Source organism: Phytohabitans sp. LZ39 (assembly GCF_059359075.1).
Window position 1 is genome coordinate 37278 of record NZ_JCADBM010000034.1, and the last position, 16637, is coordinate 53914.

A 16637-nucleotide genomic window follows, 5' to 3' on the forward strand; every position below is an offset into this window, starting at 1 on the left:
ACTCCTCACTCTCGGTGAGGTGAGTGATGCCCGGCGCGGTTCGCCGCAAAACCTGCCGCGGGTAACGCGCGGCCGCGGCCGGACGCTCTTTCCCGCGGTACTCCGAATCGGCGGAAGGGCTCACGATGATCGACGACCTCGGCGGCGCACCGTCCGGGCTGCTGGTGTCCGCGGTGCACCTCGGCGACGGCGTCCGGCTGGTGGTCGCCGGCGAGGTGGACGTCGTCTCCGCCGGTCAGTTCCGGCAGTACCTGTCCGGCGCGCTCGACCTGCGCCCCGCCTCGCTCACCGTCGACCTCGGCGGCGTCACGTTTCTGGACTCGACCGGCCTCAGCGCGCTCGTCTACGCCCACCAGCGGGCCGGCGACGAGGGCATCCACTTCAGGGTGGCCGATCCGCAGCCGCAGGTGCGCCGACTCCTCGAGGTGACCGGCCTGCTGCCGGTGCTCACCGAGGAGGGCTGACCGGGACACCCCCACCGGCCGGCCCGGCCCTCCTCCTCGCCGCTGGACGTGGGGGCGGCGAGGAGGAGGGCCAACACACCCTCAGGCAGGGGAGGAAGGCCAACACACCTCAACTAGCTGACGGCCGGGGGATCGCCGGGTGCAGGTGGGCGGTGGTGCCGCGCCGGTAGAGCTCGGCCCAGCCGCGTCCGGTCGCCAGCTTCTCGCCGGTCGGCTCCACGAAACCGGGCGTCGAGAGCACCTTGCGCCGGAAGTTGGCCGCGTGCAGCGGCACCCCCCACACCGTTTCGTACACCCGGCGCAGGTCCGCGATCGTGAACGGCTCGTCGAGGAACGTGGTGGCCAGCCCGGTGTACTCCAGCCTGGCCCGGGCCCGCTCGACCCCCTCGGCGAGGATGCGGTCGTGGTCGAAGGCGAGCGCGCCGGAGGCGCCGGCCAGCTCGGCCACCGGCTGGTAGCGGGCCTCGCTCGCGTCGGTGCCGGCCACCGGCGTCGGCAGGTCGGGCACCAGCGCCAGGTAGGCCACCGAGACCACCCGCATCCGGGGGTCGCGCCGCGGGTCGCCGAACGTCGCCAGCTGCTCCAGGTGCGCGCCGGCCCGGATGCCGGTCTCCTCCACCAGCTCCCGCCCGGCGGCCGCGTCGAGCGTCTCGTCCGGGCCGACGAAGCCGCCCGGCAGCGCCCACCGCCCGCGCTGCGGCGGCTCGCCACGGCGGATCAGCAGCACGCACAGCTCGCCCTCGCGCACGGTGAGGATCACCAGGTCGACGGTGACGGCGACGGGCGGGAAGGCCCGCGGGTCGTAGGTGGCGAGAAAGCCGCGGTCCTCGTCGGTGAGGTGGTTGTCGACGGTCACACACAGCATTGTACTCATGATGAGTTGTGTAGAGACTCAAAGTGAGTCATGATGCTGTGTATGTTCTGGCGAACGGGCAGCGAGTGGGGGACCGCCGCCGCGCTCGGGAAGGGAGCGTCATGACACCGAAGGAACGCCTCACCGCCCTGCGCGATGCCGAGTTGGACGGCAAGCCCATGAAGATAGCTCCGTTCTGGGGCCACCGGCCGACCGCGAGCGGCATGGTCGGGCCCAGCTGCCTGAGCCAGTGGTGGCTGGCCGAGTTCACAGTGGACGGCGTCACCTACCCGACCGCCGAGCACTGGATGATGGCCGCCAAGGCGCGCCTGTTCGGCGACGACGAGGGCCTCGCCGCGGTGCTGGCCGCCCGGAGTCCCGTCGCGGCGAAGGCGGCCGGCCGCAAGGTGCGCGACTTCCACCAGCAGAAGTGGGTCGACGCGCGGTACGACATCGTGGTAACCGGCAACCTGGCCAAGTTCAGCCAGCACGAAGGCCTGCGCGAGTTCCTCCTCGCGACTGGCGACCGGGTGCTCGTGGAGGCCAGCCCTTACGACCCGGTCTGGGGCATCGGGATGGGGCCCAACAACCCCGACGTGGCGCATCCCCTGAAATGGCGCGGGCTCAACCTGCTCGGCTTCGCGCTCATGGACGTACGGGAGCGGCTATGAACAACCAACGGTTACGGGCGGTCGCGGCGGAGACCGTCACAATCTCGCAAGTCGGCGGCTACCGCACGCCGTCCAGTGGATGGGTCGACATCCGCGAGTCGATCCGGGCGGCCGTGGCGCGCACCCGGCTGTACCTGCCCGGCGAGCGTCTGCCGGTCGGCTTCGCCCGCGCGGGCAGCGGGCTGGTGGAGGTCAGCAACGAGTCGACGCTGTCCGCCGCGTGGCGGCTCGGCGACGGCGCGGCCGCGCTGGTGTTCGCCTCGGCCCGCAACCCCGGCGGCGGCTTCCTCACCGGTGCCCGGGCGCAGGAGGAGGACATCGTCCGGTCCACCGCGCTGCATTCCTGCCTCAGCGCGGTGCCCGCGTTCTACCTCCACCACCGCGCCAACACCGACCTGCGCTACAGCGACCGAGTGATCTACTCGCCCGGCGTGCCGGTCTTCCGCGACGAGAGCCTGCGCCTGCTGGACCGTCCACACCGGACGGCCTTCATCACCGCGGCCGCGCCAAACCTTCGGGCGCTGCGGAGCAACCAGCCGCACTTCGCCGCCACCGTGCCCGACGTGCTGCGCGCCCGCGCCCTGCGGGTGGTCGAGGTCGCCGCCGCGCACGGGCACCGGCGGCTGGTCCTAGGCGCGTGGGGCTGCGGCGTCTTCGGCAACGACCCGGCCCTGGTGGCCAGCGCCTTCACCGCGGCCCTCGACCGGGTGGACGCCTTCGACCACGTGGTGTTCGCGGTGCTCGACCGGGCCCCCGGCACGCCCACGTACCACGCCTTCTCCGCGGCGGCCTCCACCTTGGTCTAGCGAGCGGGTCGCCGCTCTTCGAAACAGATTTTCCCGCCTCCGCGTCAGCGGCGGACCGTATGCTCCCGCGGGCACCGCTCCCGGCCGGCGGCTCGTGGGCCGAGCCGAAACCCCTGGCCGTCCACTGCCAGGTCCGCGGGACAAGCCCTGAAGATCTTCGCGGGCGGTCGCAGACCCCTACCCTCCGCCGCCCTGACAGAGCGTCACCAACCCGCGGGGCCGGGACTTCGAGATCTAGGAGACTTAGGGTTGATATAGCGCCCCAACTCTCCTAGATCTCAACCCGCGCGCTGTTCGCGCACCTCGCGGCGGTCACTGTAGGCGACGCAGCACCGCTTTCCGCCTCGCCACCGACCCGGGCCAGCGACATTGTGGACAAATTCTCACCCCCGCAAGGGTGACCGCGACCAAAGCGGACGGGTGAGGCCGCGGGAGCAGCGGTCCGGACCACGACGGACATCGCGGTAGCTCACATCTCCGAAGGTCTCGAGCGCCTCATCGACGGCGGGCGAGGGAGTCGACGCGGCGCAGGGCGTCGGGCATCCGATGTGGACCGGCCATCGCGGCGACCAGCGCGGCGGCCCGTTCGGCGCTCAGGCCGGCCGCGGTCACGTACAGCGGTCGCGCCGCGCCGCCGCGGTGGACGGGGATCGCGTGGCCGGCGCCGCGGAACTCGGTCTTCGCCACGCCCACCACCGGCACCCGGATCTCGGCGTGCAGGTGGGCGCCGAGGCCGGGCCGGCGTACGTCCACGATGGACGCGAATCGCTCGTCGGCGGCGACGACGGCCGCCGCGCCGGCGCCACCGGACGCGGGGTAGTGCACGTCCACGGCGGCGTAGCGGCCGTTCACTCGCCGACCGGGCCGCCGGCCATCTCGGCCACGATGTCGAGGTGGCCGAGGTGGCGGGCGTACTCCTGCACAAGGTGGAACAGCACCCGCTCCAGTGTCGGCGGCTCGGCGTCGGGCCAGCGCGGCCCGGGTGGCCCGGCGGCCGCCAGGTCGGCGCCCTCGACCACCGCGCGGGTGTGGGCACCCTGCGCGCGCAGCGCGGCGACCAGGTCGTCGAGGGTCTCGCCGGGTGACACGTGCCAGCGGTCGTCGCGGCGGTCGCCCCACGGGTCGCCCACGTCCTTGCCCTCGAAGCCCCACTCGATCCAGCGCAGCTCCACGTACCGCAGGTGCTTGAGCAGCTCCATGGGCGTCCAGCCGCTGGGCAGGCGGCTGCGGCGGAGCTCGGCCTCCGGCAACGCCGCAGCCTTCTCCACTGTGGACTCGCGGAAGTAGTCGAGGTACCGAAGGAAGACCTCGGCCCGCCCGCCGGCCGGGACGGTCGGCGAAGGGAACGGGCGGCTCACGGCTTGCGCCCCACGCCGCCGAACGCGTCGACGTCGGCCGCGCCCCCGGCCCCCGGATCCGGCCGCCACCGCGGGCAGGCGACCACGCCCGGCTCGACGAGTTCGAGGCCGTCGAAGAAAGAGGCGATCTCGGCGGGGGTGCGCAGCGTGTACGGCACGGCGCCGGTGTCGTTGTACTCCTCCTGCGCCGCGCCGATCCGATCGCTGAACACGGCGGTGCCGTCGTTGAGCGACAGGTAGCTACCGGACGGCAGCGCGGCGAGCAGCCCGCGGACGATCGCGCGGGCCTCGCCGGTGTCCGCGACGTGGCCGAGGACGCCGCTGAGGATCAGGGCCACCGGCCGTCCGAAGTCGAGGGTCCGCCGGGCCCCGGACACGATCCGGTCGGGGTCGCGCAGGTCGGCGTCGAGGAACGCGGTGGCGCCCTCCGGCGTGCCGGCGAGCAGGGCCCGCGCGTGGGCGAGCACCAGCGGGTCGCTGTCCACATAGACCACCCGGGAGTCGGGCGCCACGGCCTGGGCGACCTGGTGGGTGTTGTCGGCGGTCGGCAGGCCGGTGCCGACGTCGAGGAACTGGCGGACGCCGGCCTCGCCGGCCAGGTAACGGACCGAGCGGACCAGGAAGCCGCGGGACGCCCGCGCCACGTCCACCACGCCCGGAAAGACCCGCCGGTACTCGTCGCCGGCCGCCCGGTCGACCGGGAAGTTGTCGGTGCCGCCCAACCAGTAGTTCCAGATCCGGGCGGAGTGCGGCACGCTGGTGTCGATGCCGGGTGGCGCCTCATCGCCCGACGGCGGTCCCACGCTCATGGACCGACAGCGTACCGCCGGCGGTGAACGGGACGTCGCCGCGACGCAGGAGCAGCACGGTAAACCAGATCTCGGCGACCGCCGCCGGCGCCAGCAGCAACGCCGTCACGGACGCGTCGTAGCCGGGGACGAGGAAGAGCAGGAAGCTGTTGGCCAGGTACACCACCCCGGCGACGGCGAACATGTAGCCCAGCGCCGTGCGTGCCAGCAGGTAGCCGGTCGCGGCGCAGCAGACCGCGAAGAACGCGAGCGCGATCCCGTACCCGTACCGGAAGAGGTCGAGCAGCAGGGGGACGCCCGGGTCGCCGCCGCGCGCGGCGAGCAGCGCCGCGAACATCGTGGTCAGGTTGGCCGCCTGGACCACCACGGCGGCGAACCGGAAGATGGCGGCGACCAGCGAGACGTCCCGGTCGACGGGCTCGAAGAGCCGGTACAGGATGACCACCAGGAGCGTCTCGGCGAGCAGGAACACAAGGTTGACGGCGATGCCGGCCCGGTAGAGGCCCTCCGACCGCAGGATGTCGTCCGCGGTGGTGAGCCGGCCGCGGACCGCGACCTCGGCGAAGAGGCCGAAAACGATGATCACGAGGTACAGCAGCCCGGCGAGGCGGGCGCTCACGAGTCTCATCGGCCCACTGTCGGCGGCGGGCGTTGTGCGGGTGTTGAGAGACTGTTGAGCGTGGGCGCAGGGGTACGCATCCAGCTCCTCGGCGGCGTCGCCGCGGCGACCGACCTCGGTGAGCCGGTCGACGTGGGGCCGGCGAAGTGCCGCGCGCTGCTCGCCGCGCTCGCCCTCGCCCCCGGCACGGCCGTCCCGACCTGGCGGCTGGTCGAGCTGGTGTGGGGCAGCGACCCGCCGCGGACGGCCGAGCGCACCCTCCAGTCGTACGTGACGCGGCTGCGGGCCAGCCTCGGCCCCGGCACCATCGCGCGGGCCGGCGCCGCGTACCGGCTCGACGTGCCGGACACCGCGGTCGACGCCGCCCGCTTCCAGCGATGCCTCGACGCCGGCGATGTGACCGGTGCCATCGCCGAGTGGACCGGTCACCCGCTCGCCGGCCTCACCGCGCCTGGGCTGGCGGCCGCCGTCGACGGGCTCGTCGAGCGGTGGCTCGGCGCGGTCGAGGCCGACCTCGGCGCGCGGGTGGAGGCCGACCCGGGCGCCGCCGTCGGACGGCTGACCGAGCTGACCGCCGGCCACCCGTACCGGGAACGGCTGTGGGCGCTGCTGATGACCGCGCTGTACCGGGCCGGGCGGCAGGCGGACGCGCTCGCCGCGTACCGCACCGCGCGGCGGCACCTGGTCGACGGCCTCGGCGTCGAGCCCGGCCCCGAGCTGCGCAAGCTGGAGGCGGAGATCCTCGACCAGCGTCTGGAGCCGCCGCCGCACGCGGGCAACCTCCCGCTGCGGCCCGGCCGGCTGATCGGCCGGGCGCGCGAGCTGCTCGCCGTGCGGGCCGCGCTGGCCGCCTACCCGGTGGTGACGCTCGTCGGGCCGGGCGGGATCGGCAAGACCCGGCTCGCGCTGGCCGCCGCCCGCGAGGTGGTGGCCGCCGACGGCGCGTGGCTCGTCGACCTCACCGAGGTGACCGCGCCCGGTGACGTGCCGCGCGCGGTCGCCGGCGCGCTGGGCGTGCGGGAGAGCGCCGGGCGGAGCCTGCGCGAGTCCATTGTGGCTACTCTGCGCTCCCGGGACGCGTTGCTGGTGCTGGACAACTGCGAGCATGTCGTCGACGGCGCCGCCGGGCTGGCCCGCGCCGTCGCCGAGGGCAGTCCGGGCGTGCGGGTGCTGGCCACGTCGCGGGAGGGCCTCGACGTCGGAGACGGGCACGAGATGCTCGTCGCGGTGCCGCCGCTGGAGCCGGCCGGCGCGGCCGTGGAGCTGTTCGACGAGCGGGCCGCGGCCGCCTTCCCCGGCTACGACCCGGTCGCCGGCCGGCGCGACGTCGAGGAGATCTGCCGGCGCCTGGACGGCGTGCCGCTCGCCATCGAGCTCGCCGCCGCCCGCACCACGAGCCTGGCCCCGGCCGACCTCCTCGCCCGCCTCGACGACCATCTCGGTGTGCTCGTCGGCGGCCGGCGGACCGGCGCCGAGCGGCACCGCACGATGCGGGCCACGATCCAGTGGTCGTACGACCTGCTCGGCGCGGCGGAACGCGCGCTGCTGTGCCGGCTCGCCGTGTTCGCCGGCCCGTTCGACCTGGCCGCCGCCGAGGCGGTCGGCGGCACCGGGGCGGAGGCGGCGCTCGGCCATCTCGTGGCGCGGTCGATGGTGCTCGCCGAGCCCGGCCCGTTCGGGCGGCGCTTCCGTCTACTGGAGACGGTGCGGCAGTTCGCGGCCGAGCGGCTGGCCGCAGCGGGGGAGAGCGACCGGGCGGCCGCCGCGCACGCCCGCTGGTGCCGCGACCGCGCCGCCGCGATCGGCCGGCTGCTCGCCGGTCCGTCCGAAGTGGAGGGTGTGGCCCGGCTCGACGAGCACTGGCCCCACCAGCGGGCGGCGTTCGAGTGGGCCTGTGCGAGCGGCGACCGCGACCTGGCCTACGCGCTGGTCCGGACGGTGGCCACGGAGGTGTCGTCGCGCAGCCGGGCCGAGGTCGGCGACTGGGCTGAGCGCCTCCTGCCCGACCGCGCGCCCTTCGCGCTCGCCGTGGCGGCCCAGCGGTACAAGCTGAGCCACGACTCAGCGGCCTACGAGCGGCTGTTGGCCGAGCACGGCGAGCCGGACCACCCGGCGGCGGGGTGGGCGCGGGCCTGCGTGTACGGCGACTGGGAGGCGCTGGCCGCCTGCGCGCCGGACGCCCTCGCCGACCTGCGCGCGCACGGCGACCACGACCTGGCCGAGCACGTCGAGGTGGACATCGGCGCCGCGCTGCTGTTCCGCGGCCGCTTCGCCGAGCACGACGCGGTCATGCGCGGGCTGGCCGAGCGCTACCGGGTGCAGGGGCCGCCCACGCTGTACAACTGGGCGCTCATGCTGCTCGGCTACTCCGCCGCCGGGCAGGGCCGGCACGAGGAGGCGGAGCGGCTCTTCGACGCGGCGGTCGACGTCGAGGTGCCGCCGCGCACCCATTCGCCCAACCGCACCGTGGAGGCGCGGGTGGCGTTCCGGCGCGGCGACCGGCCGCGCGCGTTCCGGGCGCTGCGCGCGCACGTCGAGGAGCTGCTCGACAGCGACAACATGCAGGGCGCCTGCGTGGCGTCGGTCGAGTTCGTGTCGATGCTGGCGCGTTCCGGGCGCCCGGCGGAGGCCGAGCCCGTGCTGGCGTACCTGCGGGGGAGTGGCCTGCTCGACACGCCGGTGTGGCGGGCCCAGCTCGACCCGGTGCCGGGCCTGCCCGACCCCGGCGGCGCGGCCGAGCTGGACGACCGGGGTGCCCTGGAGTACATGCTGTCCGTGCTCGGCCGCGGGAATGAGGTCGACGCGCCGCGGCACACCCGCTAGGTTGCCGGTCCGTGACCGAAGACCTGCCGCAACCGTTCGTCATCCGCGAGCGCCACCACCGCATCCACGACCCGTTCACGGAGGAGAAGCTGGCCGTGCTCGGCCGGGCGCTCCGGCTGCGGGCCGGTGCGAGCGTGCTCGACCTCGCCTGCGGCAGCGGCGAGATGCTCTGCACCTGGGCACGCGACCACGGCGTCACCGGCACCGGCGTGGACATCAGCACGGCGTTCCTCGCCTCGGCGCGCGACCGGGCGGCCGAGCTGGGCGTCGCGGACCGGGTCACGTTCGTGCACGGGGACGCCGCCGGCCACGTCGCGCCCGCGCCGGTCGACGTGGCCGCGTGCGTGGGCGCCACCTGGATCGGCGGCGGCGTCGCCGGCACGATCGCGTTGCTGGAACGCAGCCTGCGTCCGGGCGGCCTGGTGCTGATCGGCGAACCGTTCTGGCGCGAGGAGCCGCCCGACCAGGCCACGGTGGAGGGTTGCCACGCCACCGGCAAGGACGAGTTCGCCGACCTGCCCGGCCTGGTCGCGGGCTTCGGCGAGCTGGGCTGGGACCTGGTCGAGATGGTGCTCGCCGACGAGGACAGCTGGGACCGTTACGTGGCCGCGCAGTGGCTCAACGTCCGGGAGTGGCTGGACGCGAATCCCGGCCACGCGCTCGCCGGCGAGATGCGCGCCGAGCTGGACCGGGCGCCGCTGGCCTACGTCAGGTACCAGCGGCGGTTCCTCGGTTGGGGTGTCTTCGCCCTGAAGCGGCGCTGACGGTGGGCGGCCGGCCGCCCACCGGTCAGTCCTTGATGGAGCCGGTCACCTTGCCGGTGCTGGACATCGCGACGCAGGCGACGCCCTGGTCGCCGAGCCGCCACGAGGTCTGCGTCGGGTGCAGGAAGTAGATCTCGACGTTGGGGTCGTCGGCGGCCTTGGCCGAGTAGGTCTTCAGCCGGTCGACGCAGCCGTCCTCGGCGAGCTTGCCCACCTCGGTGTCGCCCGGGAAGTCGCCGTCGGCCAGGTCGAAGGTCGCGAACACCTCGCCCTCGTGCGGCTGGGTGCAGGGCACCGCCGGCAGGTCGCGGATCGCGCTGCCCTCCTTGAGGCCGTTGAGGCACTGGCCGGGTGTGAGCCGCTGCACGTTGACGTCGCCGCTGTCGGCCAGGGACGTGGTCGGGTCGTTCGTGTTGCCGGTGCCGCCGGCGACGATGCCGACGATCACCAGGGCCACGATGCCGAGCACCCAGACGCCGGACAGCGAGAGGCCGGCGATGGCCAGGCCCCGGCCGCCCTGGCCGCGCTTCTTGATCTGGGACAGCGCCACGAAGCCGAAGATGACGCTGAGCAGGATGCCGCCGAGCAGGCCGAAGACGAGCGACGCGATCGCGAACCCGTTGGTGCCGCCCTGGCGCGGCGGTGGTGGCGGCTGCTGCTGCCCCCACTGGCCGGGCGGTGGCTGCTGGCCCCACTGGTCGGCCTGTGGCTGCTGGCCCCACTGGTCCTGTCGCGGCGGCTGCTGGCCCCACTGGTCAGCCTGCGGCTGCTGGCTCCACTGGTCCTGTTGCGGCTGGCCGTAGACACCCGGCTGGGGCTGGCCGTAGACGCCGGGCTGCTGCTGGGCCTGGCCGTACACGCCGGACTGCGGCTGCCCGTAGACGCCGGGCTGCTGCGGCTGCTGGCCCCAGGAGGCCGGCTGCTGCTGGCCCCACGGGTCGGGCTGCTGCGGCGCTCCGGACGTGGGATAGGGCTGCTGCGGTGCGCCTGACGTGGGGTAGGACTGCGGAGATCCGTACGGAGGGGGCTGAGTCACGGCCGGACACTAGCAGGGCCGCGCGCCCCTCACCTGCCCGTATTGCTGTCAGTCTGGCTACAGCTCGGGGGCGGGCGGCACGCGCGCCGCCCGCCCCGGCACCCACAGTGTCTAGTGGTGACCGCCGCGCCACGGGCTGTCGATGTAGACGAGCGCGTCGCCGACCGCCCGCTCGGTGCCGCCGCTCGGCCTGTTGACGAGCGCGCCACCCACCGACATCGCGGTCGAGCCGCCACCGTCGAGGTTGACCGCGTCGCGCAGGCCGAGCGCGTGGGCCACGGCCGCCGTCTCGTCCATCGTGGTACCGACGCTGGTGGTCTGCCGGCCGTCGATGGTGGCCAGGACGATCCGCCCGTCGCCGGTGACGCCGGCGATCGTGCGCGGGTTGCGGGCGAAGAAGCTGCCCGTGCCGGCCGGCACGACGATGCGACCGTCCGCCGTGAGCGGGTACCGGCCGTTGACGCCGAACAGGCCCGGCCGCAGGTCGACCCGGTCGCCCTCGGCGTCGCGCAGGGTGACCGTCCGGGTCAGGCAGCCGGACGCCGTGATGGCCAGCACCGCGGCGGCCTCCTGCCCGGTCGCTTGCAGGGACTTCTGGCCGGCGGCCAGCGAGGTGCCCCGGGTGGTCGCGGTGCGTACCGCACACCCGTGCCGGTCCAGCACGACCTCCACGCCGGCGCCGGCCGGAGTGGCCGGGCCGAACTCCGGTGTGAACTCCACGACGTCACCGCTCACGCCGCACCGCGTCTGGTCGGCGAGGGTCGCGCAGGCGGCCGGTACCACCGGCGGGTGGTTGAGGAACTCCAGCGGGAGTGTCGCGCCGGTCCGCCGGTTGCGGACCGTCCCGGTCCAGGACAGCCGCCCCATGAGTACCTTGTCGCTGGCCGCGTCCACGACGAGGTTGACCTCGGCGGGATCGGTGGTCGGCTCGCTGAGCAGCCTGCCGCCGAAGATCCCGAGACCGACCGGGTCGCCCGGATACTGCGGGTTCGCGGTGAAGGTGAAGAACGAGGCGTTCACCCCGGCGAGCGCGCCGGCGGAGCGGACCAGCTCGGTGGTCGGTTCGACCTGGCCCAGGTTCGGGCCGTAGGTGGCGGCGAGGTGGCCACGAGCCCGGCGCGGGTCGATGGTCAGCACGTTGACCACCCACGGGCCGCGCGTGGTGGTGTTGATCTGGTCGGCGGGCGCCGGCTCGGTGCCGCGGGTGATGCGGGTGAGCGTGACGCCCCGGGCGAGCGTCTGGGTCGTCCGCGCCTCGACAAGATCCGCGTCGCCGAGGGGCAGGGGGCTCGCGCCGAGCGCGGGTGCGCCGGGCGCGAGCCCGACGGCCAGCGCGACCGCCGTCGCGGCGGCCAGGACTCCGGTACGGAATTTGTAGATCATGGTGGCGATCGTCGCCACCGGATGGAACCCGTACCTCCCGGTTCGTTGACGTGCGGGCGAAGTGTGGGTTACGGGCGTTCCTGGTCCCACCGCCATTCGGTGATCTCGGGCGCGTCCTCGCCGTGCTCGCGCGTGTGGTCGCGGCACCGCTGGCGGGCGTCCACCATGGACTGACGCAGGTGGGCGGCCCGGGTCCGCAGGTCCGGCACGCGGTCGATCACGTCGATCACCAGGTGGTACCGGTCGAGGTCGTTGAGCATCACCATGTCGAACGGCGTGGTCGTGGTGCCTTCCTCCTTGTATCCGCGCACATGAAGGTTCTTGTGGTTGGTGCGCCGGTAGGTGAGGCGGTGGATCAGCGCCGGGTAGCCGTGGTAGGCGAAGATGACCGGCCGGTCCGTGGTGAAGATGGTGTCGAACTGGGTGTCCGGCAGCCCGTGCGGGTGCTCGCTCTCCGGCTGGAGCCGCATCAGGTCGACGACGTTGACCACGCGCACCTTGAGCTCGGGCAGGTGGCGGCGGAGCAGGTCGGCGGCGGCGAGCGTCTCCATCGTCGGCACGTCGCCGGCGCAGGCGAGCACCACGTCCGGCGCGGTGCCCTCGTCGGTGCTGGCCCAGTGCCAGATGCCGAGGCCGCGCCGGCAGTGCAGGTCGGCCTCCTCCATCGTCAGCCAGCTCGGGCCGGGCTGCTTGCCGGCGATGACGACGTTGACGTAGTGCCGGCTGCGCAGGCAGTGGTCCATCGTGGACAGCAGCGTGTTGGCGTCCGGTGGCAGGTAGACGCGGACGACCTCGGCCTTCTTGTTGACGACGTGGTCGATGAAGCCGGGGTCCTGGTGCGAGAAGCCGTTGTGGTCCTGGCGCCACACGTGCGAGGAGAGCAGGTAGTTGAGCGAGGCGATCGGGCGCCGCCACGGGATGCCGCGGGTTACCTTGAGCCACTTCGCGTGCTGGTTGACCATCGAGTCGACGACGTGGATGAACGCCTCGTAGCTGGTGAAGACGCCGTGCCGCCCGGTGAGCAGGTAGCCCTCCAGCCAGCCCTCGCACAGGTGCTCGGACAGCACCTCGACGACCTGGCCGTCGGCGCCGAGGTGCTCGTCGCCCTCCTGACGTGCCGCGAGGAACGTCCGGTCGGTCGCCTCGAACACCGCGTCCAGCCGGTTGGAGGCCACCTCGTCCGGGCCGAACAGGCGAAACCGGTCGGGGTTGGCCCGGATGACGTCGCGGAGCCAGCCGCCGAGCACGCGGGTGGCCTCCGAGGGCGGCTCGCCCGGCCGGGGCACCCGGACGCCGTACGTCCGGTAGTCGGGCAGCACGAGGTCGCGCAGGACCGAGCCGCCGTTGGCGTGCGGGTTGGCGCTCATCCGCCGGTCGCCGCGCGGCGGCAGCGCGGCCACCTCGCCGACCGGCGCGCCGGTCGCGTCGAAGAGCTCCTCCGGCCGGTACGAGCGCAGCCACTCCTCCAGCAGGCGCAGCTGCTCGTCGTTCTCGCGGATCCCGGTGAGGGGCACCTGGTGCGAGTGGAAGGTGCCCTCGTGGGGGCCGGTCCAGCCTTTCGGCGTGCGCATGACGATCACCGGCCAGCGGGGGCGGCTGGTGTCGCCGGTGGTGCGGGCGTGCCGCTGGATGCCGGCGATGTCGTCCAGCGCCCGGTCGAACGCGGCCGCCAACCCCTGGTGGACGGCCTCGACCCGGTCGCCTTCCACCAGGTACGGCCGGTAGCCGTAGCCGCGCAGGAGGGTGAGCAGGTCGTCGCGGGGGATGCGGTCGAGCACCGTCGGGTTCGCGATCTTGTACCCGTTGAGGTGGAGGATCGGCAGCACCGCACCGTCGCGGGCCGGATTGTTGAACACGTTCGACAGCCAGCTGCCCTGAAGCGGCCCGGTCTCCGCCTCGCCGTCGCCGATCACGCAGGCGACCAGCAGGTCCGGGTTGTCGAACGCGGCGCCATATGCGTGCATCAGCGAGTACCCCAACTCGCCACCCTCGTGGATCGAGCCGGGCACCTCGGCCGCGACGTGGCTGGGGATACCGCCGGGAAACGAGAACTGGCGGAACAGCCGCGCCATGCCCGCCTCGTCCCGGGACACCGAGGGGTACAGCTCGCTGTACGTGCCCTCCAGCCAGGTGTTCGCGACGATGGCCGGGCCGCCGTGGCCGGGCCCGGTGACGTAGATGGCGTTCAGGTCGCGCCCGACGATGGCCCGGTCCAGGTGGGCGTAGAGCAGGTTGAGGCCGGGGCTGGTGCCCCAGTGGCCGAGCAGGCGGGGCTTGACGTGCTCGCGGCGCAGCGGCTCGCGCAGCAACGGGTTGTCCATGAGGTAGATCTGGCCGACCGTGAGGTAGTTGGCCGCCCGCCAGTACGCGTCGAGCCGCGCGAGCTCGGTGTCGGTGAGGGGGGACGCCGGCTCCAGCGTGGTATCCATGCCTGTCGGGCTACCCGGCCCGCCGCTCTTCACACGTCGCCCGCCGGCCGCCAGGTGGGAGGATGAGCGGCATGATCAGGCTCGGGAGCGTTGTGATCAACTGTGCGGACCTGGAGCGGATGACCGCGTTCTGGGCGGCGGCGCTGCACCTGGACCCGGCGCCGGGTGACCGCTTTCGCGTGCTGCGCGGCACCGCCGTCAACGTCTCGCTCCAGGTGGCGCTGACGCGGGTGAGCGCGCGCGACCAGATGCACTTCGACCTGTACACGGACGACCAGGCGGGCGAGGTGCGGCGGCTGCGTGAGCTCGGTGCCACGTTCGTGCGCCACCACGACGACCCGGACGACGACTACGTGGTGCTCACCGACCCGGAGGGCAACGAGTTCTGCGTGTGCGCCGTGTCCTGAGTGGACCTCACTGCGGTGGCGGGCCCATCGGGTTGGCCTGGAGGGCGCGCGCGACGGTGACCAGGTTGGCGGCCATCGCCCGCCCGGTCTTGCCCGCCCAGTCGTGGCCACGCTCGTCGTCGAGGTAGTCGGGTCCGGCGCCAGGGCCCAGGTGCCAGTACGTCCACGCCTGGCCGGGAACCGTGTAGCCGATGTCCACAAGGCCGCCGCAGATCTCGCTGATCACATGGTGGGCGCCGTCCTCGTTGCCGGTGTTGACCACGCCGGCCACCCGGTTGTACGCGACCGGCCGCCCTTCGTCGTCGGTCTCGGACAGCATGGCGTCCATCCGCTCCAGCACGCGCTGCGCCACGGACGACGGATGGCCCAGCCAGGTAGGGGTCGCGATGATGAGGATCTGCGAGCGCAGGAGCTGGTCGTGGATGTCGGGCCACTGGTCGCCGGCGCCCATGTCCGCGCTGACACCGGGCAGGATGTTGCGGTCCACGGCACGCACCCAGTCGACCTCCACCTCGCGTTTCTCCATCTCCTCGGCGACCACGCGGGCGAGGGCCTCGGTGTTGGAGGCCGCCGGGCTGGGCTTGAGGGTGCAGTTGACGATGAGTGCGCGCATGCCTTCGCGTACCCGGTCTGGCGTGACCCATGCATGTCGCCTAATTTGGCGGCGTCCTCAGGATCGACGGGGGTGGTTGCCCACGAGCAACGTGAATCCCTGTCAGATATCTGTCGGGCGGGCGGATAGGAACGCCGGTACATTCGTTGGCACGGCGGGAAAGCCGTTGGGGTCGTGGGAAGACCGTGGGGGATCTTTACACAACCCGCTCGTGGTGAGCGGTCGCCTGGTGCCGGGCCGGGGCCTGTAGCGCCCTCCGGCGGCACCGCCTCCCTGGCGCAGCCCACCACCGGCCGGGTCGCGGCCCCGCGGAGCTTCCCTTGGTGGTCGGGGCGCCCCGCACGGCACTGGGAACCGTGCTGGACGCCCCGACCACGCCTTCGTGGCGCGGCCTTCGTGGCGTGGCGCGGCCTTCGTGGCGTGGCGCCTTGGTGGCGCGGTGCGCCTTCGTGGTGCGGTGGTCGCTCGGGCCGTGTGGGCCGGCCGGGCCGTGGCCCTGGGGCGCGTTCCTTGGTGGTCGCTTGGGCTGTGCGTGCGCGGCTTCGGGCGTGCGGCGCTTGCTTTGGTGGTCGCTCGGGCCGTGCGTGCGCGGCTTCGGGCGTGCGGCGCTTGCTTTGGTGGTCGCTCGGGCTGTGCGTGCGCGGCTTCGGGCGTGCGGCGCTTGCTTTGGTGGTCGCTCGGGCCGTGCGTGCGCGGCTTCGGGCGTGCGGCGCTTGCTTTGGTGGTCGCTCGGGCCGTGTGCCCGCCTTCGGGTGTGCGGAGTGCCACCCCGGCCGGTCTGGGCCGGCGGCGTCGTGGTGAGTCCACAGGTAAGTTCGTGATCGGGTTTTCTTTCCCGTCCGTGTATATCTGTGGACCCAACCGCGAGGGGGCTCGACCAGTGGGTGAGCGGCCGTACATCCTGCTCAGCTGCGGCATGTCCATCGACGGCTATCTGGACAACGCGGGCGGAAAGCGGCTGCTGCTCTCCAACGACGCCGACTTCGACCGGGTGGACGACGTACGGGCGAGCTGTGACGCCATCATGGTCGGTGCGAGCACGGTGCGGCTGGACAACCCGCGGCTGCTGGTCCGTTCTGCCGAACGCCGTTCGGACAGGGTCGCCCGGGGCCTGCACCCCACGCCGCTCAAGGTGACGGTGACCGGACGCGGCGAACTTGACCCCACCGCCAACTTCTTCCGCACCGGCGATGTGGACAAGCTCGTGTACTGCGCCAGCGAGGCGGTGGACGGCACCCGCGAGCGGCTGGGCGACGTGGCGACCGTGGTGGACGCCGGCGAGCCCGTCGACCTCTGCCGCATGCTGGCCGATCTGCACCGCCGCGGCGTGCGCCGGCTGATGGTCGAGGGTGGCGGGCGGGTGCACACCCAGTTCCTCACCGCCGGGCTCGTCGACGAGCTGCACCTGGTGATCGCGCCGTTCTTCGTCGGCGACTCGCGGGCGCCCCGGTTCGTCGGCGACGGCGCGTTTCCGTGGGGCCCGGAGCGGCGGGCCGCGCTCGTCGAGGTGCGCCAGATCGGCGACGTGGTACTGCTGCGCTACGCGCTCTCCGAACGGTTCGAGAAGGGCGCCGCGCGCGCCGGGTTCGAGGAGGTCTGAGT

The 16637-nt window shown here is 73.4% G+C and carries 16 protein-coding genes; 7 read left to right on the plus strand and 9 right to left on the minus strand.

Annotated elements, in window-relative coordinates; genetic code table 11:
• The first annotated feature begins 125 nt into the window (after positions 1–125).
• Positions 126–464: an STAS domain-containing protein gene (locus tag AC5L36_RS41565; RefSeq protein WP_441216801.1), complete on the plus strand. Its 339-nt coding sequence runs from the start codon at positions 126–128 to the stop codon at positions 462–464.
• A 109-nt stretch (positions 465–573) separates the two neighbouring features.
• Here the strand turns inward: AC5L36_RS41565 and AC5L36_RS41570 are convergent, their stop codons facing one another.
• Positions 574–1338 (minus strand): NUDIX hydrolase, encoded by a 765-nt coding sequence (locus AC5L36_RS41570; protein ID WP_441216800.1) that lies wholly within the window; start codon positions 1336–1338, stop codon positions 574–576.
• Between the two features lie 101 nt (positions 1339–1439).
• Here AC5L36_RS41570 and ybiA point away from each other — a divergent pair, with 101 nt between their 5' ends.
• Together ybiA and AC5L36_RS41580 are read left to right on the plus strand one after the other, a co-directional pair.
• Positions 1440–1988, plus strand: a complete 549-nt coding sequence (gene ybiA / locus AC5L36_RS41575) for a riboflavin biosynthesis intermediates N-glycosidase (RefSeq protein ID WP_441216799.1) — start codon at positions 1440–1442, stop codon at positions 1986–1988.
• Positions 1985–2794 carry a TIGR02452 family protein gene (locus AC5L36_RS41580; RefSeq protein ID WP_441216798.1) on the plus strand — a complete coding sequence of 270 codons (810 nt, stop codon included), beginning with the start codon at positions 1985–1987 and terminating at the stop codon, positions 2792–2794. Before ybiA ends, AC5L36_RS41580 begins: the two co-directional genes overlap by 4 nt.
• A gap of 495 nt (positions 2795–3289) precedes the next feature.
• On the opposite strand, the gene AC5L36_RS41585 is transcribed toward AC5L36_RS41580, so the two are convergent.
• The 4 genes from AC5L36_RS41585 to AC5L36_RS41600 are packed head-to-tail and all read right to left on the minus strand — an operon-like array spanning position 3290 to position 5589.
• The gene (locus AC5L36_RS41585) at positions 3290–3646 is read right to left on the minus strand and encodes a hypothetical protein (RefSeq protein ID WP_441216797.1); all 357 of its coding nucleotides are present in this window, start codon (positions 3644–3646) and stop codon (positions 3290–3292) included.
• A complete protein-coding gene (locus AC5L36_RS41590) occupies positions 3643–4152 on the minus strand; it encodes a DinB family protein (protein WP_441216796.1) in 510 nt (169 codons plus the stop codon). The genes AC5L36_RS41585 and AC5L36_RS41590 overlap by 4 nt, the downstream gene beginning before the upstream one ends.
• A complete protein-coding gene (locus AC5L36_RS41595; RefSeq protein WP_441216795.1) occupies positions 4149–4961 on the minus strand; it encodes an SAM-dependent methyltransferase in 813 nt (270 codons plus the stop codon). Before AC5L36_RS41595 ends, AC5L36_RS41590 begins: the two co-directional genes overlap by 4 nt.
• Entirely contained in the window at positions 4933–5589 is a 657-nt protein-coding gene (locus AC5L36_RS41600) for a DUF4386 domain-containing protein (RefSeq protein ID WP_441216794.1), read from the minus strand. The genes AC5L36_RS41595 and AC5L36_RS41600 overlap by 29 nt, the downstream gene beginning before the upstream one ends.
• A gap of 51 nt (positions 5590–5640) precedes the next feature.
• On the opposite strand from AC5L36_RS41600, the gene AC5L36_RS41605 reads away from it, so the two are divergent.
• The gene (locus AC5L36_RS41605) at positions 5641–8403 is read left to right on the plus strand and encodes an ATP-binding protein (RefSeq protein ID WP_441216793.1); all 2763 of its coding nucleotides are present in this window, start codon (positions 5641–5643) and stop codon (positions 8401–8403) included.
• Positions 8404–8414: 11 nt separating this feature from the next.
• Positions 8415–9167, plus strand: coding sequence for an SAM-dependent methyltransferase (locus AC5L36_RS41610; RefSeq protein ID WP_441216792.1), 753 nt, complete (start codon positions 8415–8417; stop codon positions 9165–9167).
• 25 nt (positions 9168–9192) lie between these two features.
• On the opposite strand, the gene AC5L36_RS41615 is transcribed toward AC5L36_RS41610, so the two are convergent.
• The 3 genes from AC5L36_RS41615 to AC5L36_RS41625 all read right to left on the minus strand — a co-directional run bounded on the left by AC5L36_RS41615 (position 9193) and on the right by AC5L36_RS41625 (position 14015).
• Positions 9193–10203, minus strand: coding sequence for a DUF4190 domain-containing protein (locus tag AC5L36_RS41615; protein WP_441216791.1), 1011 nt, complete (start codon positions 10201–10203; stop codon positions 9193–9195).
• Positions 10204–10314: 111 nt separating this feature from the next.
• Positions 10315–11559, minus strand: a complete 1245-nt coding sequence (locus AC5L36_RS41620) for a phosphodiester glycosidase family protein (RefSeq protein WP_441216855.1) — start codon at positions 11557–11559, stop codon at positions 10315–10317.
• A 95-nt stretch (positions 11560–11654) separates the two neighbouring features.
• Positions 11655–14015, minus strand: a complete 2361-nt coding sequence (locus AC5L36_RS41625) for a phosphoketolase family protein (protein WP_441216790.1) — start codon at positions 14013–14015, stop codon at positions 11655–11657.
• 71 nt (positions 14016–14086) lie between these two features.
• On the opposite strand from AC5L36_RS41625, the gene AC5L36_RS41630 reads away from it, so the two are divergent.
• Positions 14087–14422, plus strand: a complete 336-nt coding sequence (locus AC5L36_RS41630; RefSeq protein WP_441216789.1) for a VOC family protein — start codon at positions 14087–14089, stop codon at positions 14420–14422.
• Between the two features lie 7 nt (positions 14423–14429).
• On the opposite strand, the gene AC5L36_RS41635 is transcribed toward AC5L36_RS41630, so the two are convergent.
• Positions 14430–15035 carry a flavodoxin family protein gene (locus tag AC5L36_RS41635; RefSeq protein ID WP_441216788.1) on the minus strand — a complete coding sequence of 202 codons (606 nt, stop codon included), beginning with the start codon at positions 15033–15035 and terminating at the stop codon, positions 14430–14432.
• An 880-nt stretch (positions 15036–15915) separates the two neighbouring features.
• Between AC5L36_RS41635 and AC5L36_RS41640 the strand changes: the two genes are divergently transcribed.
• Positions 15916–16635: a RibD family protein gene (locus tag AC5L36_RS41640; protein WP_441216787.1), complete on the plus strand. Its 720-nt coding sequence runs from the start codon at positions 15916–15918 to the stop codon at positions 16633–16635.
• The last annotated feature ends 2 nt before the right edge of the window (positions 16636–16637 follow it).

Excerpts from the sequence above, each read along its gene's own strand:
- AC5L36_RS41565 (WP_441216801.1), top strand. The coding sequence starts at position 126 with ATGATCGACGACCTCGGCGGCGCACCGTCCGGGCTGCTGGTGTCCGCG.
- AC5L36_RS41570 (WP_441216800.1), bottom strand. The coding sequence starts at position 1,338 with ATGAGTACAATGCTGTGTGTGACCGTCGACAACCACCTCACCGACGAG.
- ybiA (WP_441216799.1), top strand. The coding sequence starts at position 1,440 with ATGACACCGAAGGAACGCCTCACCGCCCTGCGCGATGCCGAGTTGGAC.
- AC5L36_RS41580 (WP_441216798.1), top strand. The coding sequence starts at position 1,985 with ATGAACAACCAACGGTTACGGGCGGTCGCGGCGGAGACCGTCACAATC.
- AC5L36_RS41595 (WP_441216795.1), bottom strand. The coding sequence starts at position 4,961 with ATGAGCGTGGGACCGCCGTCGGGCGATGAGGCGCCACCCGGCATCGAC.
- AC5L36_RS41600 (WP_441216794.1), bottom strand. The coding sequence starts at position 5,589 with ATGAGACTCGTGAGCGCCCGCCTCGCCGGGCTGCTGTACCTCGTGATC.
- AC5L36_RS41625 (WP_441216790.1), bottom strand. The coding sequence starts at position 14,015 with ATGGATACCACGCTGGAGCCGGCGTCCCCCCTCACCGACACCGAGCTC.
- AC5L36_RS41630 (WP_441216789.1), top strand. The coding sequence starts at position 14,087 with ATGATCAGGCTCGGGAGCGTTGTGATCAACTGTGCGGACCTGGAGCGG.
- AC5L36_RS41635 (WP_441216788.1), bottom strand. The coding sequence starts at position 15,035 with ATGCGCGCACTCATCGTCAACTGCACCCTCAAGCCCAGCCCGGCGGCC.